Origin of the sequence: Streptomyces sp. NPDC101178 (assembly GCF_044767965.1) — a bacterium.
GTDB lineage: Bacteria > Actinomycetota > Actinomycetes > Streptomycetales > Streptomycetaceae > Streptomyces.
In genome coordinates this window covers 637771-662601 of record NZ_JBIWOZ010000003.1, presented here as the reverse complement: position 1 = coordinate 662601, position 24831 = coordinate 637771, and the positions used below count along the sequence as shown (strand labels likewise).

At 68.4% G+C, this 24831-nt stretch carries 23 protein-coding genes; 14 read left to right on the top strand and 9 right to left on the bottom strand.

The window, feature by feature from the left end:
* Positions 1–396: 396 nt before the first annotated feature.
* The 3 genes from ACIRR8_RS11475 to ACIRR8_RS11465 all read right to left on the bottom strand — a co-directional run bounded on the left by ACIRR8_RS11475 (position 397) and on the right by ACIRR8_RS11465 (position 2731).
* On the bottom strand, positions 397–1902 hold the full coding sequence (locus tag ACIRR8_RS11475) for a LacI family DNA-binding transcriptional regulator (RefSeq protein WP_404062112.1): 1506 nt from the start codon (positions 1900–1902) through the stop codon (positions 397–399).
* A 30-nt stretch (positions 1903–1932) separates the two neighbouring features.
* Positions 1933–2283 (bottom strand): helix-turn-helix domain-containing protein, encoded by a 351-nt coding sequence (locus ACIRR8_RS11470; protein WP_404062109.1) that lies wholly within the window; start codon positions 2281–2283, stop codon positions 1933–1935.
* A 196-nt stretch (positions 2284–2479) separates the two neighbouring features.
* Positions 2480–2731 (bottom strand): helix-turn-helix transcriptional regulator, encoded by a 252-nt coding sequence (locus tag ACIRR8_RS11465; RefSeq protein WP_026048424.1) that lies wholly within the window; start codon positions 2729–2731, stop codon positions 2480–2482.
* Positions 2732–3356: 625 nt separating this feature from the next.
* Between ACIRR8_RS11465 and ACIRR8_RS11460 the strand changes: the two genes are divergently transcribed.
* The 5 genes from ACIRR8_RS11460 to ACIRR8_RS11440 all read left to right on the top strand — a co-directional run bounded on the left by ACIRR8_RS11460 (position 3357) and on the right by ACIRR8_RS11440 (position 8918).
* The gene (locus ACIRR8_RS11460) at positions 3357–4274 is read left to right on the top strand and encodes a hypothetical protein (protein WP_404062106.1); all 918 of its coding nucleotides are present in this window, start codon (positions 3357–3359) and stop codon (positions 4272–4274) included.
* Positions 4271–4969: an ATP-binding protein gene (locus ACIRR8_RS11455; RefSeq protein WP_404062103.1), complete on the top strand. Its 699-nt coding sequence runs from the start codon at positions 4271–4273 to the stop codon at positions 4967–4969. Before ACIRR8_RS11460 ends, ACIRR8_RS11455 begins: the two co-directional genes overlap by 4 nt.
* 96 nt (positions 4970–5065) lie before the next feature.
* Positions 5066–6361 carry a hypothetical protein gene (locus ACIRR8_RS11450; protein WP_404062101.1) on the top strand — a complete coding sequence of 432 codons (1296 nt, stop codon included), beginning with the start codon at positions 5066–5068 and terminating at the stop codon, positions 6359–6361.
* 542 nt (positions 6362–6903) lie between these two features.
* Positions 6904–7191 carry a mobilization protein gene (locus ACIRR8_RS11445; protein ID WP_404062098.1) on the top strand — a complete coding sequence of 96 codons (288 nt, stop codon included), beginning with the start codon at positions 6904–6906 and terminating at the stop codon, positions 7189–7191.
* Complete coding sequence (locus ACIRR8_RS11440) at positions 7188–8918, top strand: relaxase/mobilization nuclease domain-containing protein (protein WP_404062096.1); 1731 nt, start codon at positions 7188–7190, stop codon at positions 8916–8918. The genes ACIRR8_RS11445 and ACIRR8_RS11440 overlap by 4 nt, the downstream gene beginning before the upstream one ends.
* Positions 8919–9135: 217 nt before the next feature.
* On the opposite strand, the gene ACIRR8_RS11435 is transcribed toward ACIRR8_RS11440, so the two are convergent.
* The 5 genes from ACIRR8_RS11435 to ACIRR8_RS11415 form a co-directional block, all read right to left on the bottom strand.
* Entirely contained in the window at positions 9136–9585 is a 450-nt protein-coding gene (locus tag ACIRR8_RS11435; RefSeq protein WP_404062093.1) for a hypothetical protein, read from the bottom strand.
* Positions 9582–10541 carry a hypothetical protein gene (locus ACIRR8_RS11430; RefSeq protein WP_404062090.1) on the bottom strand — a complete coding sequence of 320 codons (960 nt, stop codon included), beginning with the start codon at positions 10539–10541 and terminating at the stop codon, positions 9582–9584. The genes ACIRR8_RS11435 and ACIRR8_RS11430 overlap by 4 nt, the downstream gene beginning before the upstream one ends.
* A 494-nt stretch (positions 10542–11035) precedes the next feature.
* Positions 11036–11446 (bottom strand): NUDIX hydrolase, encoded by a 411-nt coding sequence (locus ACIRR8_RS11425; RefSeq protein WP_404062088.1) that lies wholly within the window; start codon positions 11444–11446, stop codon positions 11036–11038.
* Between the two features lie 49 nt (positions 11447–11495).
* Positions 11496–12452 (bottom strand): FAD-dependent oxidoreductase, encoded by a 957-nt coding sequence (locus ACIRR8_RS11420; RefSeq protein WP_404062086.1) that lies wholly within the window; start codon positions 12450–12452, stop codon positions 11496–11498.
* Between the two features lie 10 nt (positions 12453–12462).
* Positions 12463–13908, bottom strand: coding sequence for a carph-isopro domain-containing protein (locus ACIRR8_RS11415; RefSeq protein WP_404062083.1), 1446 nt, complete (start codon positions 13906–13908; stop codon positions 12463–12465).
* A gap of 245 nt (positions 13909–14153) precedes the next feature.
* Between ACIRR8_RS11415 and ACIRR8_RS11410 the strand changes: the two genes are divergently transcribed.
* The 9 genes from ACIRR8_RS11410 to ACIRR8_RS11370 are packed head-to-tail and all read left to right on the top strand — an operon-like array spanning position 14154 to position 23384.
* Positions 14154–14642 carry an ATP-binding protein gene (locus ACIRR8_RS11410; protein WP_404062081.1) on the top strand — a complete coding sequence of 163 codons (489 nt, stop codon included), beginning with the start codon at positions 14154–14156 and terminating at the stop codon, positions 14640–14642.
* 43 nt (positions 14643–14685) lie between these two features.
* Positions 14686–15996: a glycosyltransferase family 4 protein gene (locus tag ACIRR8_RS11405; RefSeq protein ID WP_404062078.1), complete on the top strand. Its 1311-nt coding sequence runs from the start codon at positions 14686–14688 to the stop codon at positions 15994–15996.
* The gene (locus ACIRR8_RS11400) at positions 15993–16991 is read left to right on the top strand and encodes a D-2-hydroxyacid dehydrogenase (RefSeq protein ID WP_404062075.1); all 999 of its coding nucleotides are present in this window, start codon (positions 15993–15995) and stop codon (positions 16989–16991) included. The genes ACIRR8_RS11405 and ACIRR8_RS11400 overlap by 4 nt, the downstream gene beginning before the upstream one ends.
* Positions 16992–16994: 3 nt before the next feature.
* On the top strand, positions 16995–18101 hold the full coding sequence (locus ACIRR8_RS11395; protein ID WP_404062072.1) for a radical SAM protein: 1107 nt from the start codon (positions 16995–16997) through the stop codon (positions 18099–18101).
* Positions 18101–19219, top strand: coding sequence for a hypothetical protein (locus ACIRR8_RS11390; protein WP_404062069.1), 1119 nt, complete (start codon positions 18101–18103; stop codon positions 19217–19219). Before ACIRR8_RS11395 ends, ACIRR8_RS11390 begins: the two co-directional genes overlap by 1 nt.
* A gap of 16 nt (positions 19220–19235) precedes the next feature.
* Positions 19236–20033, top strand: a complete 798-nt coding sequence (locus ACIRR8_RS11385; protein WP_404062066.1) for a radical SAM protein — start codon at positions 19236–19238, stop codon at positions 20031–20033.
* Between the two features lie 23 nt (positions 20034–20056).
* Positions 20057–21781, top strand: coding sequence for a carbamoyltransferase (locus tag ACIRR8_RS11380; protein WP_404062064.1), 1725 nt, complete (start codon positions 20057–20059; stop codon positions 21779–21781).
* A 5-nt stretch (positions 21782–21786) separates the two neighbouring features.
* Positions 21787–22401: an HD domain-containing protein gene (locus ACIRR8_RS11375; RefSeq protein ID WP_404062061.1), complete on the top strand. Its 615-nt coding sequence runs from the start codon at positions 21787–21789 to the stop codon at positions 22399–22401.
* A complete protein-coding gene (locus tag ACIRR8_RS11370; protein ID WP_404062059.1) occupies positions 22398–23384 on the top strand; it encodes a glycosyltransferase in 987 nt (328 codons plus the stop codon). Before ACIRR8_RS11375 ends, ACIRR8_RS11370 begins: the two co-directional genes overlap by 4 nt.
* Positions 23385–23393: 9 nt before the next feature.
* On the opposite strand, the gene gltX is transcribed toward ACIRR8_RS11370, so the two are convergent.
* Entirely contained in the window at positions 23394–24767 is a 1374-nt protein-coding gene (gene gltX / locus ACIRR8_RS11365; RefSeq protein WP_404062588.1) for a glutamate--tRNA ligase, read from the bottom strand.
* Positions 24768–24831 lie beyond the last annotated feature (64 nt).

Below are 24831 nucleotides of genomic sequence, written 5' to 3'. Positions count from 1 at the left end.
CACGGCGGGCCAAAGTCGGGAGGGTGCAGCAGGCGCGACCGCGCAAGGTCGCTCAACCGTGTCACGCATGGTGACAGGCGAATCTGCAAGCCGCCGCAATCGTATGGCACCCAGGTGCCACTCCGCCGAGTCGTTTACCGTCGGCCGGGCTCGCACGGAAAGGCGCTCGGCCGTCCGAGACAGGCGGCCAAGCGAGTCTCGAACGGCCGAGGCGGTCCTCATATTAGGCCCGTATGTCCGTGGTTACGCATCCCCCTCATCGCCCGAGGCCCAAGAGGCGGTCCGCGTGAGCCGAGAACCAACGTCCAGCAGGGCCGGGCGGTCCGGCCCGGATTTCACCCCTGCGATCGGGAAGTCCGGGTGTCTCGCGCAGCCCAGGCTTCGCCGCGGCCCGTGTTACCGGCGTACACGCAGGAGGGCGTCGAGCGCGTGCACGGGCGAAGTGGGACACATCGACAGGCGCGCAGCGAGCGCTGCCTCCCACTGCTCGGTCAAGCCGAGCATGAGGCGTTTGCGCATGCCCGGCGTGACATGGGCATAGCGTGCCGAGACGGAGCCGTCGATGTGGCCCATGCGCTGGTCCATGAGGACCTTCTCGGTGCCGAGGTCCTCCATCACGGTCCTGTGGGTGTGGCGCAGTCCGTGGGGCGTGAGGCCCTTGGCGATCGGGAGCCAACAGGCGTCGGCTCGTTGGCCGGCACCGCGTCCTCGTGCGGGGACTCCGGGCCACGGCTCGCCTAGTAGCGGTACGGGGCGTGCTTCCTGCGGTGCCTTCTTCGGATACCAGCCCGATACCGCCGGGGTGAACAGCCACGTCGCGAATCCGTTCCTGCGCCAGTGGGCTGCAGGCTCCACCACCGTGCCGCCGCGTACGAACCCAAGATCCGTGATGGCCTCCTCCACCCGTATTCGCGTCGACTCGGTGACGCGATCGGGGTGGTTGAGGACGTTGGACACCGTCCCAGTGGAGACTGCGGCCCGGCGTGCGACATCGACGAGTTTCGCGCCCTGGTGCCCTCCGGTGCGAGCTGCACCCTGTCCACGGAAAACGTAGGTCCTGCCGTGGCAGGAGCAGGGCGTCGGCTTCGTGCGTGCGACGTGGTTGGCGACCAAAGCGGACAGCCAGTCCGTCGAGTCGAGGGTGCGATAGCTATCGTCCTTGGGCGGGCAGCGCACCATCTCACCCGAGTCCAGTTCGTATAGCTGCCACTCGACACGGATGGAGCCAGAGCGAACGAACTCGGTCTCCAGACCGATGATTTCGCCCCAGCGCATGCCGGTGTACCCCTTGAGGACCACGGCGACGAACTCGTCATCGCGGCCAGACAGGAGAGCCGCTCGTTCAGCGGTGAGCAGGATGCCGAGCGGATCGGTGACGACCTTCTCCGGGCCTCGGTCACGGGAGCGGCCCGCGCGCTTGCCCCGCCCGCGCCGCCTGGTCGCCGGGTTCGAGGTGATCAGCCCTTCGTCGATCGCATCCTCGAAGATCAGGTGGAACGTGGAGCGCCATGTCTTGACGCTGGAGGCCGCGTACAGGGCCCTTTCCTTCTTCTCCCACCGATCGACGTCCGAGCGCAGGATGCCGGCGAGCGCATGGTCCTCGAAGTCTGGGAGGAGGTGCTCCTCGATGTGACGCTTGTAGTTCTGCATGGTCGAGGCGGCCAGATCCTGGGCCTCGTACCAGCGGCTCGCGTACTCGCCGAACGTCTCCTGCCCCAGGGCGGGGTCGCGCCAGTCGCCGCGTCGGTACTTGTTCTCGGCCTCGCCCGCCGAGCGTTGGGCTTCGCCCTTGGTGGCGAACTTGATCGTCTTGCCCTGCTCATCGACGACCGTGAGGTGCTTACCGGGAGCGGTCTTGTATCGGGCACGCCAGTAGCTTCCGCGCTTCTCCGCGAAACCCAATTGCGTTTCCTTCCTCTTCGGTGCGGCGTTCTACGCGGCGGTGTCGAACTCGGCTCGGCTGGATCGGCGCGGCGGCCTGGCGCGCAGGCGGCCGGAGGGCACAGCCGACTCGGGCGCACTGGAACGTCGGGCAGGAGCCGCAGCTATGGCAGCAGGTGCTGGCGGTCGCGCGGCGACGGTCGGTCGCTCCTCGTGGAGGCGGATGATCTCAGCGAGATGGGCGGCGGTGAAGCGGTAGGCACGGCCCACGCGAACAAAGGGGATCTGGTGGCGCCGGGCCCGGTCCTTGACCCACCACTCAGAGCAGCCGAGCGCGGTCGCGAGTTCGTCGGGGCGGTAGAGGCGGGCCGGCGCCACCTCGCTACCTGGCTGCTCAGCCACGCTGGATCGCCTCCTTCGCGATCCAGCTCAGGAAGGGCAACAGGGCAGGGCGCATGGCCTCTCGGTGCAAGGAGGTTCCTTCTCTGGCGCGGTGGTGTGACTCATGACGCGCCGGTTGATCACGTGGGTACGGGCGAGGTGATGTACGCAGCGGCTGCCGGGTGTTGGCCCACCCGGGAGCACTGTGCAGGCTCCGCTACCTCGTCTCGGCGAGCAGAGCGAGCGGCGAGACGTCGAGGGCGGCTGCGATGGCGACGAGGTCATCGACGTCACAACGGCGCTGCCGGCGTTCGATGCGGGACAACATCGTGATGGTCATGGGGCGGCCGAGCGCGGTCACCCGTTCGGCCAGCTGGCGCTGAGCGAATCCGCGCGCTGCGCGGGAACGGGTAATGGCGCGGGCGGTCAGCACGCCGGCCGGACCAATTCCCAGAGGGCTTTCAGGCATGGGTCAGTTGTAACTCTGCATTGGCGGTTTTGGTAACCGGCGATCTGCTGCTATGTTGCGCGTCATTTTTGTCAGATCTGGCCCCCTGGCTCCCGCGAGCGACGCAACATAGCCTGTAATCCGCCGCTGACCAAATCCTTGTATCCCTGGGGCCAACGCGCTACTTTCGAGCTCCCTGACGTGGGGTTATTGCCTCACTCGGTCACATCGCCCGTGCACCAAAGCCACCCTGGGAATGGTTTACCAGTTGCCCCTTTTGCGCCGCTTCTTCGTCAACCGCCGATTCGGGTCTATCGTTTTAAGGAAGCCGTGCACGACGCGTTCGCCGAGAGCTGTTTGCTTTCTCGGCAGAATGCTGGACTTGTGCGGGGAGGGTGTGACTGTCTTGGCCATACGCCCGGGACCTTTGCGGTGCCGAGCGCATGAAAACCCCCGGCGGGCCAACGCCGGGGGCCAAGCAGTCCCCTACCGATATCGCCCGTACCTGAACGACCAAGACGGTGGCGGTCACAACGCCACCGGGTGAGGAACCGTCTATGCCCCAACAAGCTACAGCCCTCGCGGCCGTAGTCGCATCCTCGTCGCCGAACTCCTCAGCTCTGCCCGCGAAGGCCGGGCGATAGGCATGGCGCGGATACGCACGATCAAGCCGGAAGCCTTCATCTCCGAGTCGCTCGCCGCAGTGAGCGTCCACGCTGAGCGGACCTTCTTCGGCCTCCTCACCCAGGCAGACGACCACGGCCGCTTCCGAGACCAAGCTGCCGTCATCGCCGGCGCCTTGTGGTCCCTGCGCCCCGAACACGGCCCGCTGGAGGTCGAGGACGACCTCACGCAGCTCGACAGCGCGGGGTTGATCTGCCGGTACGAGGGCGACGACGGCAAGCGGTACCTGCACATCGTCACCTGGGCCCGCCACCAGAAGATCAACCGTCCCAGCGGCAGCCGCTGCCCTGCCTGCCCGCGTCACCAGGGCAACCGATCGGACGTGGCGCCCTCGCCTGTTCACGGCGTCCTCCGTGAGCAAGCCGTGAGCCCTCACGATGGAGGACCTGAGGTGTCCCGTGAAAGCGGCGAGTCCTCAGTGAAACGGGAACCCGCAGGTCAGGGCGATTTCAGTGAGCCCTCACCACAACGCCGGGAGGCTGCAGTGAGGAATCATGATCCGGATCTAGGACCTAGGATCCTGGATCTAGGATCACCTCCGGTGGGGAGCGCCAGCGCCCCCGCGCCACCCACCGTCTCGGGGTCGATCTCAGCCAAGGACCTGGTCGGCGAGTACGTCGCCTCCTGCGAACACCGCCCGCCCAGCGACGTACTGGGCCGCCTCGGCAAGACGGTCGGCAAGCTGCTCGACGAGGGCATCTCGGCCGAACACATCCGCGCCGGGATGAGGCGCATGCGCGCCAAGGGCCTGTCCGTGAGCCTGCTGCCGAGCCTGGTCAACGAGGCCATGAACACCCCGCAGGCAGCTGCCGCCCCGCACCGAGCGTGGACCAACCCGGCACCCGCTGACATTGAGGCGGCCTACGGAGGCCAGCTGTGACCACAGCCGCCACCAGGCGTGAACCGCAGCGCATCAGCTCCCTGGCGGCCCGCCTCGGCACGATCCTCGCCGACCGGGGCATCGACGCAAATGCCCTGCCTGCCGAGGCACCTTCGGAGCGGGTGACCGCACTTGAACTGGCCGAGGCCCGTATACCCCCTCGCTACCGCCATGCCCTCGCCGACCACCAGCAGGTCGACGCCTGGGTCGACGAGGTCGCCCTCGCCGCGCGGCCGGGCCCGAGCGGCACCCGGGGCATCGCGCTCGGACCGTCCCTGCTGATCGCCGGGCCCACCGGTACCGGCAAGACGCACCAGGCGTACGGCGCGGTTCGGTCGCTGCTGACCGCCGGGGTGCGACTGCGATGGGAGGCAGCCACCACGGCCGACCTGTACGCCCGCCTGCGCCCTCGCCCCGGCCACGACGCCGAGCGCGACCTCGCCGCTCTCAGCAGCTGCCCGCTGCTGATCCTGGACGACCTCGGCGCGGCCAAGCAGTCGGAGTGGACCGAGGAGATCACCTACCGGCTGATCAACCGCCGCTACACCGATCTGCTCCCCACACTCATCACGACCAATCTACCGACCGCCGCCCTGCGCGACGCCGTCGGCGACCGCGTCGCCTCCCGTCTCTCCGAGATGACCACGACCGTCGTCCTCACCGGCGCAGACCGCAGACGCCGGCCCAACGCCTGACCACACGGCGCCGATCCACCTCACCACTTGCCCATGTCGCCCGTCCGCGCCCACTCCTGCCCAAACGGCGCGGCGGGCCTCTCTGGAGACCCCTGTATGACGCAACTCGCCCTGCCCGAACTCGGGCGCTGGACCTCAACGTCTCTCGCCCTTGCCGCCCTCCTGGGCACTTGCACGATGCTGCTGCTCGGCTTCCTGAGCGGCCGGCGCTCTACCCGAAACCGCAGCAGGCACCAGCCCGGTACACCTGCGGTCAGGGTCGCCGCACTGGCCGCGGTCGGCTGTACCGCCTACAGCGCAGACACCAGCTGGCGGTTCGCCGCCGACTACCTGGACATGAGCGGTACCACCGAGCGCATCGCGATGTTCGCCGCCGCCGAACTCGCCCTCTTCGCCACGGCACTGCTCGCGCGGCAGAATCTGCACGGGCCCAAGCAGGCACCCGGCCTGCCCGGAACCCTGACCTGGGTGATCACCGCTGTGCAGGTGATCCCCGCGTACGCCGAGTCAGGCATGGTCGGCGGCACAGTGCGAGCTTTCGTCGGCCCGATCATGGCCGCACTGCTCTGGCATCAGGCCATGGGCATCGAACTGCGCATCCGCACACCCGAGAGCGCTTCCCACAGCGTGCTTGCCCGGGTCGGACGCGAAGCACGCGAGCGCCTTCTCTCCCGCCTCGGCATCGCCGCTCGCGATCGTGATGCCTCCCAGATCACCCGCGACCGGGCCACCCGCAAGGCCGTCGCCCTAGCCTCCCATCTCGCGGAGCGAACCCAGAAGCAGCGCGCCGGCTGGCGAGGTCGGCGCACTTCACGACGGCTTTCACAGGCCATCGCCCAAGCTGCGGTGGGCATCGACCAGCATCAACGCGAAGTGCTGCTGCAGCAGCTCGCCGTCCGCCGTCACGCGGCAGCGCTGGCCACCATCGAACTCGAATCGCCTTGGACTGCTTCCGCGCTGGATGGGGGCGCGACGCATCGCGGCGAGACGACGACGCTCCGGCGCGGCCAGCCGGGTGCCGACTACGCCTCGCAGGGCGAGAAGGCCACGGAACACCCCGCTTCCCGCCTTCGCTCCGAGCTCCTGCCTCCTCGATCCGTGCAGAACCGACTTCCCCTGCACGATGCGGCCCCCGCTCGCGAGACCACCGAGCCGGCCCCCGAGGTCGACGTCCCTGCCGCGCAACGCTACGGACGTCCTCCCGGTGCCGAAATGGAGGAACTGCTCGCGATCGGCCGCAGGGCCATCGCTACGCACGGAACAGCCACTCGCGCCGTGCTGCGGAACGCCATTCGCGCGGCCGAGCTCACCATCTCCGAAGACCGGCTCACCGAACTCAAGGCCCTCCTAGCCGCAGAGCCGGACGCCAAGAGCGGCATCCCATCGGGCTGACCGGATATCCGGTCAGCCCCCCGGACGCCCGCACGGGGACCTGTGGACCAGCCACTCCGTCTGATCTGCGGGCCCGCCTCATTCGCACCGCTATGCCAGGCACGCACGGCCCTCCCCCACGCTCTCCCACTCGAACCAGCGGGAGGCGGGGCTACTGCCCGTTCGTCGGCCTGGTGCGCTCTTCCCTCCCCTACCAGGAGCTGATCTCCATACAGGATTCGTACCCCAATCGCCCCGTGCACCAGAACGCGGGCCACACCACGCCAACCCAAAGCGGAGCAAGTTGGAGGTTCGGACACTCCCCCGCAGGAGGAGCGTCCGAACCCGGCCCCGCCCCGGGGGTGGCGGGGTTCGACCAGCGCCAGGGGGCGCCGGACGGAAAGGCTGCGACCGGGGGCGGATCGCAGCCAAATACGGCCGTCCGCAGGCGCCGCCCCAAGGGGAAATCGCGACCGCGCGACAAGAAGCAGCGTCCCGCCCAGAGCGTCCGCCTCAACGAACGCGAACACACAGTCATCCAGGCCGGCGCCGACGCCGTCGGCATGAGCATCGCCGGGTTCCTCGCCCACTCCGCCTTGGCCGCCGCCCGCGACCAGGCCCGCACCGCCGCAACCATCGCCGCCGACCAGGACATCCTCACCGAGCTCTTCGCCACCGGACGCAAGCTCGGCTGGGCCGGCAGCAACCTCAACCAGATGACCAAGGCCCTCAATTCCGGCGGCGATATCGCCCGCATTGAGGAGACTCTCACCGCCGTCCGCCACGCGGCCACCGCGACCAGGACGGCCGTCGAGCGGATCAACAACCGGCAGAAAGACGAGACCGCTTGATCCCCCGCATCCACAAGCAAGGCAGCAGCACCCGCGGGCTGCTCAACTACCTCTACGGCAAAGGCGCCCGCGAGGAACACGTCGACCCGCACCTGGTCGCCTCCTTCGACTCCATGGCACCAGACCCCGGCCGCGACCCCTCCGCGACGAAAGAGGATCTCCAGCGGCTTCTCGACCAGCCACTGCACCTGCTCGACGAAGGCCAGCGACCCGACCAGCACGTGTGGCACTGCTCCGTACGCGCAGCAGGCACCGACCGCATTCTCAGCGACGAGGAGTGGGGCGACATCGCCCGCCGCATCGTGGCCGCCACCGGCATCGACCCCGGCGGCGTAGACGACGCTGGGTGCCGGTGGGCCGCCGTTCGTCACGCCGATGACCACATCCACATCATCGCCACCCTCGTACGCGAGGACGGCCGCCGCCCCGACCACCATCGCTCCGGCCAGCGCGCACAAGCCGCTGCCCGCCTCATCGAAGCCGACTACGGCCTGCACCGTGTCGCCCCCGGCGACGGCACCGCGGCCAAGCGCCCCACCAGCGCCGAGCACCACAAGGCGGAGCGCCAAGGTCGGGACCGCACCGTACGAGAGGAGCTGCGCGAAACCGTCCGCCGTGCGGTCGCCGGCGCCGCCACCGAGCGAGAATTCTTCGACCGCCTCAAGGGCGCAGGGCTCCTCGTACGCACACGGGTCCTGCCCTCCGGCGACCTCAAGGGCTATACCGTCGCCCTCCCCGGCGACCACAACGCGGACCGCGAACCTGTCTTCTACGCCGGCTCGACGCTCGCCCCCGACCTGTCCCTGCCGCGCATCCAGGCCCGGTTCGACACGACTGCCGTCGCGAGTGCGCCGGACAGTACCGGCCACCAGGACCATCCTCCACAGCGGGTCGGGCCGTCCGTCGCACGACGGACCACTACTGACGCCGCGTGGGCGGCCCTGGTCGTCCTCGATGGAGGTAACGACGGTGCGGCAGCCGCGCAGATCGCTGCAACCGGTGAAGTCCTCGATGCTCTCGCCAAGACCTCTGCCTTGCACACGCGCCAGGAACTACGTCAGGCGGCCCTGGTATTCGAACGGGCCTCCCGCTCCCACACTCGCGAGGAGTTCCTCCACGGCCAGCAGCTGCGACGAGCGGCCCGCGACCTGGCCCTCAGCGGTCCAGCGCTCGGCCGGGGAGAGGACGGCGCCACCACGGCAATGGTGATCGACATGGTGTTCTTCCTCGTCACCGCCGCCGCCCACTGGCACGGAAGGAAACAGCACGCCCAGCAGGCAGCCGCCGCCCAAGAGGCCGCCGTCCACCTGCGTGCTGCCTACCGAACCGCGGCCGGCATGCCTATGGGAGCCTTGTACGAGCGCGGTCAGCGCCTCGCCCTGCCCCTGCGGCACAAGCAGGCTGCCCATCTCCGCCAAGCCGTGCCAGATCTGGCCGAGCAGGTCCTGGCCGAACCTGGCTGGTACGCGTTGGCGGCCACTCTCGCTGACGTCGAAAGTGCTGGCTATAGACCGGCCGTGCTCCTTACGGAAGCAGTCGGACGACGGGAGCTGGGCACCGCCGAATCGGTCAGTGACGTGCTGGTGTGGCGGCTCCGGCACATGGCCGATTTGCCCGCCGATGCCTCGGCCATGACTCAGCCGGACAACGGCCGCTCGTTGCAGTCGGACGGGCGCTCCCCCGGGCCCGCCACGAGCCGCGCCGACCAACCTCGCAAGGCCCGGTGATGCTGGGATTTCGGGACTTCCAGCAGGTCAACCGCCTCGGAACGCTCCACATGGCCCACAGGGCAGGCAAGAGGGGTACGGCCCGTCCCAACGACCTTGCGCCAGGCATCAGCCTCAGCCCGACCGCCCCAGTGCCGATCCTCGCGTCGCTATGCAGTCCCATCCGGCTCAGTCAGACCGACCGTCTCACAACGACTCACGAAGTTTCGCCCGCGCCTCATGCCACCGTCACGACGGGTGTAGCGCTCACGGTCGCCCTTCCGGATTGACCTGTCCGCTCAGAGACGATCAGTTCCAGGACCCGATCGATGACGCCTTCGGGATCCTGGGAGCGGTCGATCCAACTGATGAGATGCTCGTGAAACTGCATCCAGCCGTCCGTGTCGAACTCGTAGGCGGCGTCGCGGATCTGGTCGAGGACGCGGCCCTCGGTGTACGACACGTATATGCCGAGAAACTGGCGGACGTTGAGTGGGCTGATCTGCCTGGGATCGTAGACAACATGGTGGCCGTCGCCGTCGAGCCGATGAGTGAAGAAGGTGCCCTCGTCGAGGAGCGCCTGCTCGACGTGAAGGTCTTGGTCCGGGTGATCGGGCATGACGGCGAGATGCTCACACATGCGCTTCCGAAAGGCGTCGAAGGCTGCCTGCCTGTCGTGTGTCGTCATGCCCGTACCTCAAGCTGCGGCTCCGAGAAGCCGACCGTGAGCCGATCTACATCCTGCTCGGCGATCTCCTGCGGGGCGGGGGCCTCGCACGGTGGCTGCATCATCTGCCGACGCATGCCACGCAGATCGCCCGTGAAGCTCGAGAGCCGGGCGATCGTGGCGTCGAGGGAGATCACGTCGAGGAACACGCAGTTACCATCGGGGTCCTCAAGAAATATGTCCGGATGCTTCTTGGCTGTGCTCTGGTCGTAGCAGAGGTTGGCACGGAGCTGAAGCATGTCGGATCCATCCGTGTCGACCAGGACCGCGGTGGCCTTGCGCCCGTAGTGCTCGATGTACGTCTCGCCATCGTCGTACTGGCGGGTCACGCACTCGCCAGGCTGGCACCACGGCCAGTGGCCAGGCGTTGTTGCCGTCCTGCCCTCCGTGATTGACCCGGCCATCTCGTCAACCGTGTCCGCCAACTTGCGCAGCTCGGCCGCCTTCGAACGGGCCTGGTCGGCGTCGAGGTCTTCGCCCTGCAGACCGATGATCGGCTTCGAGCCGGAAAGGTGGAGCAGGTGCGCGTATACGAGGGGCTCGTCCCGGCAGAGGCTAGAAACTGTGTGGTCGGCACCGGTGTGGTCGAAGTGGTAGTTGGTCTCGACGCACCACCTATAGACGGTGCACCGCCCGGCAACGATGCTGGCGATCCCCTCTCTCAAGAGTTGTCCGAACGCGGCCAGCGCGGCCCCGGGGCTGGGCGCCTGATTGATCAGGGGCAAGATCTCAGCGACCAGTTCTGAGACGAGCATCTCTCCGGCCTCGGTGAGCCTGCCATCGACTACGACGACGGCGTCGGGGCCCACCCTCGTGCGGTCAGCGGAACTTTCGCTCTGGTCCACTGTCGCAGGCAGGGACGTAGTCGCCGAAGCAGCGGACTTGCCATCGATGGTCGGCTTGGTTGCGGTGTTCATGGGTCTCCTGTGAACGGCATGCCATGGACTTGAATGTCTCGGTCGGAAGCTCCACCCGAGCGGAATTCGAGGCTCTCTTGCTGCTGCCTTATCTCCGCCACCTCAGCATCGGATGCAGTTCGTGCGCCTCTCTCCGTTCGCGGGCATTTGGCACGGGAGTCCTGTCCAGGCAGTACACTCCGCGCTTTCAACACCCGGGCCGGACCGCAACGAGCCACGCACCAAGCAGCACAACAAGTGCGCCTGTCAACGTCCTTCGGGGACAACGGCAGGGGCGTCCCTGCACGGTCTCCTCCAACCAGAAGTTGCCTCCGTAATTCGGCCTGGCCATGCCCTTGAAGAGCACCATCGCTCAGGCCGGTTCCCGAGCCCCGGATTCGAACATGCCTATGAGACTGATTAGCCGACGGTCACGGCGGGAGCCTCGGAGGATACTCCCGGTCACAGGCTCATGGCGCGTATACGACCAGGTTCCAGGCCCGTGCGCCAACCCTTTACAGCAGAGCGGCGTCGAGGTGAGCCTGTACCGGCTCGAACAGCCCGTACGGCACGTACCGCGCGATCTCGCCATGGGTCACCCATGCGAGCTCGGCCAGCTCCTCGGTGTCTGCGACATGGGCGGTACCGCTCACCACGTCGCAGGCCGTGTACGACATCAGCCTGCCCGTCTTCGGGTGGATCCGGTCGCCGAGCAGCTTCACTACGGAGACGGTCAGGCCGGTCTCCTCCCGGGCTTCACGCACAGCGGCGCCCTCGCGTGACTCGCCGGGCTCAACCTCGCCAGCAGGGAACTGCCAGGAGAGCTCTCCCTCGCTGACCCGGCGGCGCACCATGAGGACCCGCCCCCCGTGGACGACGATCGCCGCAGCAATGCCCGGTCCCCGCCTACTGTTCTGTTGCGTCACGTATGCCCTCCAAGAGCGGCGCGCGGCGGGAGATCTAACGGCAATAGATCTAGAGCCACCTCGAAGCGAGCAAATCCGAAACTTCCTGGGCGCACCCCCACGACAGCGAGACGCCGGCGCCTCCATGCCCGTAGTTGTGCACGACCAGGACCTCATCCTGTCGCTCCGCCTCCACGCGGACCATGGAACGGGTCGGCCGAGCACCGATCCGGTGCTCCAGGATTCGGGCATGGGCGAGGCGGGGTTCGACCTCGGCACATCGGTCGAGGATGCGGGCCGCCGCTGTGTCGTCTGGGGCAAGGTCGCCTTCGTCGTCGATGGCTGTGCCGCCCAGGACGACGGTCTCTCCATGCGGATAGAAGCACAGCAGATCCGGCGAAGTGCCGGTGTCCTCGGAGAAAAACTCGGTCAGCCCCGGGTTAGCGACGACTACGTGCTGGCCGCGAATCGGCCGCAGGTCTGAATCCAGGGCCAGGGCACGGGCGCCCAAGCCAGCGCAATTGACGATCAGAGGGGCCGGGCCGACGTCCGCGAGCGAGGTCAGACGTCGCTGCTCGACCGTTCCGCCGCCCGCTCGCAACCGACGCAGGAGATAGTCGAGGTAGGCGGGCATGTCGATCAGCGGCACCGTGAACCGGTAACCGGCCGTGAACCCGTCCGGCAGTTCGGTCAACTCACACGGTCGGAACCCGGGCAGCGTGGTGGCCCAGTCAGGTGGGGCCTCGGCAGTACGCGATGCCTCGATGCCGCTGGTGAGCCGGACGCCTGTGGCCCGGTCCTGGGCCAGCTCCTGGAAGACTTCCAGGGACTGCTGTCCCCACCGGTCGACCTCGTCCTTCGGCTCGACCAGGTACGGGCCCCACATCGCGCCGGCGGCCAGCGAGGTGACACCGGGCACCTGCTCGGCGATCACGTGCACCGATACTCCGGCCTCGGCGAGAACAACGGCGGAGGTCAGCCCTGCCACCCCAGCTCCGACAACGACAACGCGCTCCCCTGCGGTCATGATCCCGACCCTAACGGCCGGGTGGCGTCGACGGAGCATGTCGGGCGAGTGCGTCTTCGAGGACCGGCAGGAAGCTGCGGACGTGCGGGTTGCGCTGGCGGCGGCGGAGGTCCGCCGCAAGCTGATGGAGCAGTGCCGCGCTCCTCGGCGAACGTACGGCGTCAAGGCGGCCAGCGGCGATCTGGCCGATCTCGCAGGCCGCCTCCAGGTCTCCGTGGGCGCTGTGTCCCAAGGCCAGCCAGGCCCCTTCGAACATGGCTCTGCGCTGGCTGGGGTCGCTACGCGGAACGTCATACGCCCCGGAACGGAGCATCTCGGTCCCTTGAGCGAGAAAGCGACGGCCCTTGGTACCACCGTCCTCCTTCTGCCGGGCGCGCCCCATCTGAACGAAGCCATAGCCGGCTTGGCAGTCGAGGTGGTTGTCGGTGAGGAAGTACATCCAGCGGGGCTCCTCCCGGCTGCCGTCCCGACCCGCGATCAGTTCTCTCGCGGAGCTGCGGGTGTGGGCGAAGTCGTTGTCACGGCCGGCGGCCGCATACGCGTAGGCGAGCCGGGAAAGGACGGATGCCCGGGCGGCAGGCGGGGCGGCTTCGCTGGCGCGGCGGGCTGCCTCGCCCAGGGCGATGGCATCCGCCGGATGTCCCCGGCTCGCCGCCTGGAAGGAGAGGTCGCCGAGAATGTGCGCGCACAGGGGCAGGTCGTTGACCTGATGTGCGGCTCGCAGCGCAGTGGCGAAGTAGCGCTGGGCCAGACCGTGATCTGCCGCGTCGAAGGCCATCCAGCCGGCGAGCTGTCCGATTTCCGCCAGCGCGCGGATGAGCCTGCTCGCCACAGCGGGCGGATGCCCGCCCTCGTGAATCAGTAGCCCCACAGCGCGGAACTGGGCACCGACGTAGGGGAGATGCCTCGCGCCTCCGTGTTCGTCGTCAAGCAGCTGGAGCATGGGCAGGTGCTGCTCGACCTGGTCGACGAGCGGATCAGCGCCGGGCGGCGGGGCCATCCGGGACGTGTACTGGCCTCGCCCCGCGGTTCCGTCGAGGTACTGGGCGACGATCGCCAGAAGCCCCGCGCCTGAGATCGCGAGGAATCGGCGTCGGTCGACAAGCCCTCCCATCACCCAGTCCTCCACGATCGCCTCCATGCCCTGCACGGTCCAGGGCCGTGCGAGATCCGTGTCCGCCGGGACGAGCGCCGAGGAGTCTCCCGCGCGTCCTTGCCACAGTTCGGCTACGGAGACAGCTCTACCCAGTTCCTGGGAGAGCACATAGGCAGCCATCATCGGTAACGGCGAACGCGGCAGCGAGCCGCCGTCCCTCCAGTGGTACGGCGCGGACTCGGCGACGGTCCCCGCTCCGAACACCCTGTTGAGCTTTCGCGCGAGCGCCTTGGGGCTCCATCCGAGTTCGTCAAGGCACCGCGACAGCTCGGCGTTGGGTCCCCCTGCTTGTTGCCCCACGTTCGCCCACCTCACGTCCCCAGCGGTTCGTCGACCGCCCCGCGCTCCTCATGGTGATGCAGACCGCAGCCGAATCACCTGCGTCTCGTGGAAGTTGACCGAGTTGACCCACTGATCGGGTGCTACCCGACCGGTCTCCTCCGGTGTTCTTGAGTCACGACGGAAGGCGCCGCCTTCGACGCCGGCGGAGAGAGGGGTGGGCCTTGAGACACCACACGAGCACCTCCCGAGACCGTCCGGGCAGCGTGTTGGAGCGCGGCACCGGGCATCCGGGCTCAGCGCCACCATCACCCAGGCACTCCGATTGCGACAACACGACCACGCTGATCACGGACCTGCCGTACGGGCTGAGGGCGGCCGAGGTCGCTCGGGAAGCCGTTGCGGTGGCGCTCCACGGCATCGAGGCTGATCTGCTCGACGACGCCCGACTGATCGGGTCGGAACTCGCAACGAATGCCTTCACCTCGGGGCGTCCGCCCCTGGTCCTGTGCGTGGACCGCAAGAGCTCGGCCGTCGACGGCTTGGAGGTCGAGATCACCGTCACCGACGGAGGCTGCCCTGACCTAGCGCCTGCTTCTCCCCGGGCTCCCCAGGAGGAGGCCGAATCGGGACGAGGCTTGGTCATCGTCGAGGCACTGGCCGATGCCTGGTCCTTGACCACCGGTGCCCACGGCACCCGTGCCTGGTGCCGACTGAAGCGGCTGGCCAACCCATCGCCTACCAGCACGCCCTGATGCTCATGCCCGCGAGACCCGTCTTACAAGGAGGCATCACACGGTGCGCATCGACCATGCGACCCCACCGTCCCCGCCCACTGACGCACCTGAAGCCAGTCACCAGCCCCGCGTCGTCGTAGCTGTCCACGAGGGCTTCTACGGCGCCGAGTCGGGTAGCGGCTTCAGCAACCGCGCTTTCCTGACAGCCCTCGCCCGCATTTTGCCGACGGGCCGTCTCTCCGTGATCACCCCGCACGTCCCCGAAACAGCGGGAGCGCACGATCGGCGGTGGACCCGCGAGGTCCAGCAGATGCTGGAAAAGGCCGAGGCCCAGGTGATCGCGATCCCTGCGGTCCAAGCACCGCCGGGCTCGGTCCACGCCTACATGCAGCTGTGTGACCTGGCAGGGGAGGCTGCCTTACGCGTCGCCGACCGCACCAGCCGCTGCCTGCTCATCGGCCTCGACGTCCCACTCCTCGGCCTCGCCCCCTACACGTCCCCAACCATGGACCTGCTCCTCGTCCCCCGCTCGGCAGCGGCCCTCACACGGCCAGAAGACCTGTCGCGAATCCGCTGGGAACGTAAAGCCCTGCGGGCAGCGATCGCCCGGGGCGGGCGGATCGGGGCCATCTCCACCCATATGCGAGACCACCTCCTCGCGAGCTGTGGTGTCCCTCGGGGGAGCATCGTGAACATCCCGAACGGATTGATCCGGGAGGAGATGACCAGGCCGGCGACTGTCCTCCCCTTGCCACTCAAGGCCCGAGCCGGATTCCTGCTTGTCATGGGGCGCGCGGTGCCCGCCAAAGGGTTCGAAGACCTGCTGGAAGCGCTGCACATCCTGAAGGAGCGTGGGGTTCGTATTCCTCACCTGCTCCTGGCGGCCGTCACTTCGGTGGGGCATGAGCGCCTCACCTCTCATCAGAAGGACCTGGCGGCAGGTATCCGCGCCTACGGCTTGGACGCGACGCTCATCACCCGCTTCACCCCCTCCGTCCGCTCCTGGCTGCACAGTCCGGCGCTACGCGCGGTCGTCATTCCCTCGCGCGAGGAGCCCTTCGGACGGATACCCCTGGAGGCGTTCGCGGCAGGCGCTGGGCCAGTGGTCGCGACCAGCGCCGGCGGCCTGGCCCAGACCGTCATCGAGGGCGTGACCGGCTTCACCTCCGCACCCCGGGACTGCAAGTCCCTGGCCTCCGCCCTGCACAGAGCCTTGACCGTCCTGCCCCGAGAACGCGAGCGACTCCGGAACGGCGGAACCGCTCTGGTGCGTTCGCACCACGATTACGAGGCCAGCATCGGCTCCGTCATCGGCCGCATCGCCCCGTGGGTTCTGGCTCCGTCGTCCACCGGGGAAAGCGGGATCCGATGAGCAGGCCGGTGGTGCTCGTCAGCCTGGAATCCCCGCACTCCTTCTGGCGGCTGTCCGCCGAACACGAGCGTTCCCTACGTATCGCCTTCCCGGGTGTCGACTTCCGTACGGCCGGTGACGAGGACGTGGCGTACCGGCTGGCTGAGGCACACGTCTACCTCGGCTGGCGGTTCGAGCCGTCGTGGCTGATCAACGCGCCTCACCTGAACTGGATCGCTTCCCCGGCCGCCGGCACCGACCATCTGCCCGTCGCCGAGGCCCACTCCGCCGGGGTGGCCCTGACCCGCTCGTACGGGTTCCATGGCCGCCCCATGGCCGAGCATGCCATGGGGTTGGTCCTCGGCTTCTCCCGCGGGTTGTTCATGAGCCAGCGCGTCCAGCGAAACCGGATGTGGTGGAAGGACGACCTCGCCGCAGAGTTCTTCGACCTTGCCGGGTCGACGATGACCATCGTCGGCTGCGGCAGCATCGGAGGCCATCTCGCTCGCGCTGCCCGCGCTTTCGGTATGAACGTGATCGGGGTGCGTCGGACACCGCCTGTGGCACCTGGGGCCGGGATCACCTGGATGCACGCCTCGGCGGTCCACCAAGCCGTCGCCGTCGCAGACGTGGTCGTCAACCTGCTACCCGCCACCCGTGCCACGGACCGCCTCTTCGACCACAGCCTCTTCACGGCCTGCAAGCCGGGAGCGCTGTTCCTCAACCTCGGTCGTGCGACGACCGTCGACCAGCGGGCCCTCCTGGCCGTCCTCAACACCGGCCACCTACGCGGCGCCGCCCTGGACGTCTCGGATCCGAAACCGCTGCCGGCTCGCCATCCGCTCCGGCTCCACCCCCGGGTCGTGCTCACACCGAAGAGCTCGACGCTCTGTCGCACGTACATGAACGAGGCGGTCGACTTCTTCGCCGCAAACCTGCGCCGGTACCTCGCCGGTCAGTCGCTCAACGGCCTGGCCGAAGTGCCCGACGCCCACTCTCCCCTCGACGGAGGCTGACCGATGCCCACCACCCGCCACGACCTGGCCGCCGCCTTCGCGGCGACCGGCCGCAACCACCCCTACCTGGCCTTCACCCTGAACTCGCTGTGCAACCTGGACTGCGTGTTCTGCAAGCCCCGTTGCATGCCGGACTACGGGCACAAGGACCGTCCTCTGACGACCACCGACTACGCGGCCATCGCCGCCGAAGCCGGCACCTGGAAGATCCGGAAGGCGCACTGCTCCGGAGGCGAGCCGACCCTGAGGGCGGACATCCTCGACGTGATCGCGGGACTCGCAGGCGGCCTCGGGGCCGGTGCCGCGATCGGCATGACGAGCCACGGCAACCTGCGCCCCGGGCTGAGCGTTGAGAAGCTCCGTGACGCTGGCCTGACGTACCTCAACCTCAGCCTCCACAGCCTCGACCCGGAACGATCCGCCACGATCATGGGAGGCGGCGACCCGCGCACCACCCTGAGCACCCTCGAAGACGCCCTCTCCCTCGGCCTGCAGGTGAAGATCAACTGCGTTCTCCAGCACACCTACCTGGACGACGCCTTCGCCGTGGCCGAGCTCGCCCGCGACCTGCCTGTCGCCGTCCGCCTGATCGAACTCCAGAACATCGGGCCCGCGCAGGCGCTGTTCGACACCGAGTTCATCAGCGAGGCGGACGTCCGCGACCGTCTCCACGAGTGGTTCGCGGGCGCGGGGCAGGTCTCTCGTGACCAGCTCGGGGTCCGTAGCCCCGGGCAGTACCTCCGCCCCGACGGCTGGGCGGGCTCGATCGGCTTCATCTCCAACTCCAGCTGCGCCACATGCTCCGACGCCAACCGGATCAAGATCACGCCCACCGGTGTGGCCCGCCCCTGCATCCTCCACAACCGCGACATCCCACTGAAGACCCACCTCGCCGACGGCACCCTCGATGACGCCTTCGCCCACCTCTTCCAGGCCATGCTCGACCGCGACACGAACGACGCCTGGCAGGGGTTCCACTACGTCGACTACGACCTGCGCTGGGACCGGATGGAGCGCCCCGAGGGCGCCCCGGTCCTGCCCCTGCTCCCCGTCCTGACCACAGGCGCGGCTCAGTCCTCCTGCACCCGAGCCTCCACCGGGGAGCGGTGATGGTCGTGGCCGAAGCGCCGCCCCTCTACCTGGGACTCGGAACGCTGTACGAACGCGAGCTGGACGCCCACGGTGTCGGGGCCGTGATGCTCACCCACAAGTGGCAGTCGACCGACCTGCTGGCTCCCCACTCGGACATGGACGTACGTGTTCTCCTGCCGGAGGCGCCAGAGGACTGGGAGGAGTGGAACCACCACCTGGCCTCCGCGCACAGGTCCGCGGTCCGCCGAGAGGTCTCCCACGGACGGCTTCTGGAGCATCCGCCCGGATTCGCGTTCACCGTGGCCGAGGCGGACGGACGACTAATCTCGGCACCCGAGCTCGCGACCTGGTCGCTGATCAGCGGGAGCGCCCGGGACTTCCAACGCTGGAGGTCCCGGGCCCAGATGGCGCCCTGGTGCGAGGTAGACGACCGCTTCTACCGAGGGATCCTCCAGGCGAGGCTCGGCGGCCGGTACCAGCTGGCGGCGGACAGTACGGACAACGTGGTCGAGGACATCACGGTGTACCGGCGCCACTGCGTGGCCTGGCACTACCTCGCCCCCTGCTGGTTCGCCGCTGCCGCGCTCGCGACACGGACCCGCTGTCCCGGCAAGACAGCCGCGCTCACCCAGTGGCGCCCGGACGGGCTGGACGCCTACGCCGAGCTGTTCCTCCGGCACTCGGAGAGCGGACCCGACGGGCGACCCCGTAGCCCGCGCCACCTGCTCCGCGCGGCACATGTCTCCCTGCAGGCTGCCATGCGCCGCATTCCTGATGCGAGCCATCCTCCCGACACGGGCAAGGAGTCCACGGGGACCGACTGGGTCATGACCGCCGGGATGCTCCGCGTACGCGTCGCCCGCTGGCTGTACTACCTCGATCCGCCGTCCGGCGTCGCGACTGAGTACTTGATCCGGCGGGAGGCGAAAGAGCTTCGTTCCGCCGCCCAGACCCTGTACACGCTCGCGGAAGACGGGACCAGTCCCGCCCAACGTCTGGCCGCCCGGATGGCCGGACTGATCCCCACCGGCCCCACGACCGCCGACACCCTGCGCGCCACCCTCGCCCACTGGCATCGGCAGAAGCCCATCGTGCGGGACTTCCTCAGCCTCACGCCCGATGACGTCAACCCCTGACACAAGGAGCCTCGCCATGCCCGCGCGCGCGTCTCATCCCCGCGTCCTGAAAACGGCGAAGATCAAGATCACGACGAAATGCAACCGGTCCTGCGACTTCTGCATCTTCGCCGACGGCGCCCAGGGCGAGAACATGTCCCTGGATCTGTTCTCCACCATCCTGGCCCGGCTGGAGACCATCCCGTTCCAGCAGCTGCACATCAACGGCGGCGAGCCCACCGTGCACCGCGACTTCCCCGCGCTCAGCGACGCTGCCCGCACACGCCTGCCGGACAAGGTCATGGTCCTGGGCACGAACGCCATCACCCTTGCTCGCAACCAGCGGATCATGGAAGCCACCCTCCGCTCGTACGACCAGATCCTCATCGGCTGCGACGACGAGCACGAGAACTACGCCGAAGTACACGCCGTCGTGCCCCGCCTCCGTGAAGCCGGCAAGACCGTAGTCATCAACAGCGTCCTGGAAGGCATCAGTTCCTCCCGACTTGTGGAGCTCGCGAGCCTGTGCTACGCGTACGGGGCGATCCACGTCACCAACCACGTGCACCACGTCGACGTCGGCCAGCCGTCGAACGACCTGCGCGGCATCTGCGACCGCTACCTCGACCAGCACCTGATGATCGAGATGGACGGGTCCTGCTACCGCTGCTTCAACGCCATGGCGAAGGACGACAGCGAGTTCTCCATCTGGGACCCGGACTTCGCGGCCAAAGTGTTCGCCCCCCGAGGCCACCACTTCCGGTTCTGCCTGCGCTGCCACGAGTACGCGGACTCCGGCGCCGCTCTCCTACCCACCCGCATTCCGACCGCCTGACCCCGGACCGGAGGTACACGACCATGCCCGCAGTCCTCGGGCTGAACTTCCATCACGACACCGCCGCCGCCTTGATCGTCGACGGCCGCCTCTACGCGGCCGAAGAAGAACGCTGGAGCGGTGTCAAACACAATCACCCCACCCGCAAGGGCACGCTCGCCGCACCGGCCCGAGCACTCCAGTGGTGCCTGGAGGCCGCCGGCATCGAACCGCAGGACATCGACGCGGTCTGGGCCGCCTCCATGCGCCCCAACCCCGCCGCCGGCTGGTGGCTCACCGAGGAACGGGAAGAGCTCGCCGCCCTCCTGCCCACCCCGCTCGATGGACGTCTCCGCCTTCTGTCCCACCACACTGCCCACGTGCTCTCCGGCTACCTGCTCTCCGGACACGACCACGCGGCGGGCCTCGTCATCGACGCCGGCGGCTCCGCCCTCGGCGCCGACTTCGGCCCGGGCAGGGAACGCATCACCGGCTACGACCTGCGGCCGGATCGCATCGATCGCCTCCACCAGAGCATGCCGGCCGTGGTTCCCGGCCCTGTCGGCCCTCGGCGTGTCCACTCCTCCCTCGGGCACTTCTACCGGAACCTCGCCCGGAGGGTGATCCCACCCGGCGACGAGCCCGAAGGCAGCATGATGGCGCTCGCCGCGTTCGGCGACCCCCAGCGTTACGGGCCGCAGATCCGCGAACTCGTACGGCTCGGCGACGACGGCGAAGTCCGTATCGACCATCCCTGGGGCTCTGCGGACAGCACCACACCACTTCTGCTCCGCGGCCACGTCTGGACTGCCGCCAACGTCTTGGAGCAGCCCGAACACGAACGGGCCGACCTGGCCGCCGCAGTCCAGCAGATCTTCTCCGAATCGGTCGTCCACATCGCACGCCACCTGCAGCGGCTTACAAGGGCCTCGTCCCTGGTGTTCTCGGGCGGATGCGCCCTGAATTCCCACCTCAACGGCCGGCTGGCCGCCGACAGCGGCTTCGACAGCCTCTTCGTGGCGCCGGCGCCACACGACGCGGGCACCGCCGTGGGCGCCGCCTTGTACGCCTGGCACTACCAGCTCGGGCAGGAGCGCCTTCCGGTACCGACCGATGCGGCCTGGGGCCCGAACCCTGGCACGCTGATGCCTGATGCGGTGCCATCCGGCTACCGCGCTCTGACTGGCCTCGGGGCGGGCCTGGCACCCGCAACAGCCACGCTGCTCGCTGAGCACCGCATCGTCGGCTGGGTACAGGGGCCGCTCGAATTCGGGCCTCGGGCCCTCGGCCACCGCTCGATCCTCGCCCACCCTGGCCACGCCGCCACCCGGGACCGACTCAACGCCATCAAGCAACGAGCTACGTACCGCCCGTTCGCGCCGGCCGTCCTTGCCGAGCACACCACGGAATGGTTCATGTCGGAGGGTGACCCCTTCATGAACCGTGTCGCCCACGTCCGCCGATGCCGAGCCGACCGCATAGCGGCAGTCACCCACCAAGACGGAACCGCCCGCGTCCAGTCCGTGGCCGCCGACCACCAGGGCCTGCACGAACTCCTGCAGCATTTCCACGAGCACACCGGACTGCCGCTGATCCTGAACACCTCTTTCAACCGCAAAGGCACCCCGATCCTGCGGACCTCCCTGCAGGCCGCACAGGCGACGGCAGACCTCGGTCTCGACGCCCTCGCCGTCGGAGACAACCTCCTGATCGCCGACCACGTCTCCGACCCCCGTGCGCAGTCCCAGCCGCCCTTACGAGAGGGATGACGGAAATGGCCACCAACGATCTGTCACACACCCTGACCCCGCTCGGCACCACCGCATGGCCTGCCAGGGAGCGTGCCCGCGCCCGTGTAGCCGCCGGCCTGGCCTTCACGATCTACGCCGGCCATACGCGAGATCAGGGCACCCCGTACCTCCAGCACCCACTCGCCGTCGTCGCGATCCTGCGGCACGAGCTCGGCGTTACACAGCCCGAGACTCTCCTCCTCGGCCTTCTGCACGACGCCCTGGAGGTCGATCCGAGATCAGAGGCCCTCGTAACCCACCAGCTGGGGGCACCCTTCGCCGAGCGCCTACGTGCGATGACGCCCGACCACCGGCTCGAACAGCGCCCAAAAGCTCCTGGTGACGAGACCCGGTGGCGCATGAAGACGGCGGCACTCCCCGCAGAGGAACTCCTGGTACGGCTCACCGACCGCATCCACAACCTGCGCGACCTGGCCGCCTCGCAGAACCAAGAGCGCCGGCGGAAGTTCGTACGGAACCTCACCGACTTCCACCTCCCCCTCGCCGACGCCGCACGCCACCTCAATCCCCACCTGGAAGCCGCATACACACTGCTCAACGCCGAGTACGTCCACCACCAGCAGGAGGTACATCCGTGAGACGGATCGCGTACTCGATGGAACCGGTCGGCCGGACCGGCGGCCGGGTCTACCTCCGGATGCTTCACGAGGCAACCGCCGACAACGTGGAATGGCGCACGGTCCCGGACCACAAGCGCACCTACCGCGCCCGCCGCTGGCGGAAGCTCCGCCACCTCGTACAGCTGGCCCCAATCGTCCGAGCGCTGCATTCCGCCCCAGGTACCTTCGTGTGGGACGACATCAGCCTGCTGATCTTCACGCCGGAGATGCGGGCCCGCACCGTGTTCCTCCTGCACCACTACGAACCGTTGCAGCACGACTCCGCCCCCGTCGAGGCCATGCTCTGGGAGCGGCTGTTCCGGGTATTGCCGCAGTGTGCGGCCGTGGTGTGCGTATCTCCGTACTGGGCTGACTTCCTCCGCGCCCGCGGCGTCCGCAACATACGGGTGATCTACAACGCCTTCGACATGGCCGAGGTCGAGCGGGCGCGGGGCTTCGACCGAGCCGAGTGCCGCGCCGAATTCGGTCTGGCCCCGGAGACGATCGGCGTGTACGCGGGCAAGGCCGTCCACTGGAAGGGCACCGAGGAGGTCGCAGCGGCCCTGACCGGCGTACCCGGGCTACGGGTGATCACCAGCGGTAGCAACACCATCGGCCTCGACGGCGCGCACTACGACGTAGAGCGCGAGCGGTACCTACGGCTGCTGCGGGCGTGCGACGTCGGCGTCTTCATGCCCCGCATGCAGGAGGGCTGGAGCCGCTGCGCGGCCGAAGCCCTACTACTCGGCCTGCCCTGCCTGATCCGGCCGATCGCGGGCCTCGGCGACCTCGCCGCCCTGACCGGCCAGCCCACGCCGGATCTCGACCGTCTGCCGGCGCAGGTCCGGGAACAAGCTGCGGCACGCCGGATCGAAGCCAAGGCGGCGTACGAGACCCTGGCTCGGTTCGACCTGAACTACTTCGAAAACGCCTGGGGCGACCTTCTCGCACAGGTCGCCTGACCAGAGCGACTACGCCTGGGCGGCCAGCTTCTCGGCCGCGGCGTCCAGACGGGCCAGCACGCGGTCCCGGCCGAGCAGCTCCATGGACTCGAACAGTGGGAGTCCGATCGTTCGGCCGGTGACCGCGACCCGGATGGGTGCCTGGGCCTTGCCCAGCTTCAGCCCGTGCTTCTCTCCCACGGCGAGCGTGATGGCCTTCAGACCGTCCGCCTCCCAGCCCGCGACGGTGGCGAACTCGGCGCGCGCGTCGGCCAGGATGTTTTCGGCGCCGGCCTTCATGGCCTTGTTCCACGACGCCTCGTCCTCGACGGGCACGTCGAGGAACAGGAAGTCCACGTAGCTGGTGATCTCCGACAGCAACGCCAGCCGCGTCTGGGCCAGCGGCGCTACCGTCTCGAAGAGAGCCTGGTCGAACGCCTCCGGCTGCCACGGTGCGTACGGGGCCACGAGCCACGGGGCACAGGCTGCGGCGAACTGCGCGGGCGCCAGGGCACGGATGTAGTCGCCGTTGAACGCCGTCAGCTTCTTCACGTCGAAGAACGCCGGGGCGGTGTTGACGTCCTCGATCCGGAAGAGCTGCTCCAGCTCCTCGTACGGCATGAGCTCCCTGTCGCCGCCCGGGCCCCAGCCCAGGAGCATCAGGTAGTTCACCATCGCCTCGGGAAGGAAGCCCTCGGCGAGGTAGTCCTCCAGCGCGACCTTGTCCCGACGCTTGGAGAGCTTCTGCCGCTTCTCGTTCACGATCACCGGCAAGTGCGCCCACACCGGCGGCTCGGCGCCGAGCGCCTCCCACAGCATCTGCTGCTTCGGCGTGTTCGACAGGTGCTCCTCGCCGCGGATGACCTGCGTGATGCCCTCGTCCAGGTCGTCAACCACGTTCGCGATCAGGAAGACGGGGGACCCGTCACCACGGGCGATCACGAAGTCCTCGATCGCGCTGTTCGGGAACGCCGGCTCCCCGCGGATCAGGTCGACCACGACGGTCTCGCCCTCGTCCGGTGTCTGGAACCGCAGCGCCCGGCCTTCCTCGAAGGCCAGCCCGCGGTCCCGGCAGAACCCGTCGTACCCGAGGTGCTCCGACCCCGTGCGCTCCTTCAGCTGCTCCCGGGTGCAGTCGCAGTAGTACGCCTTGCCCGCCGAGTACAGCTGCTGGGCGGCCCCGCTGTGCCGGGCCGCGTTGTGCGACTGGAAGTACGGCCCCTCGAAGGCACTGTCCTCACCATGGATGCCGATCGCCGCGAGCGCGCTGATGATGCCGTCGATCCACTCCGGCTTGTTCCGGGCTGCGTCAGTGTCCTCGATCCGCAGGACGAAGGTGCCGCCGGACTGTCGTGCCACGGCCCAGTTGTAGAGAGCGGACCGCGCACCACCGACATGGAACATGCCGGTCGGAGACGGGGCGAAACGAACGCGAACCGGGGCAGTAGACATGTGGTCCAGGGTACCG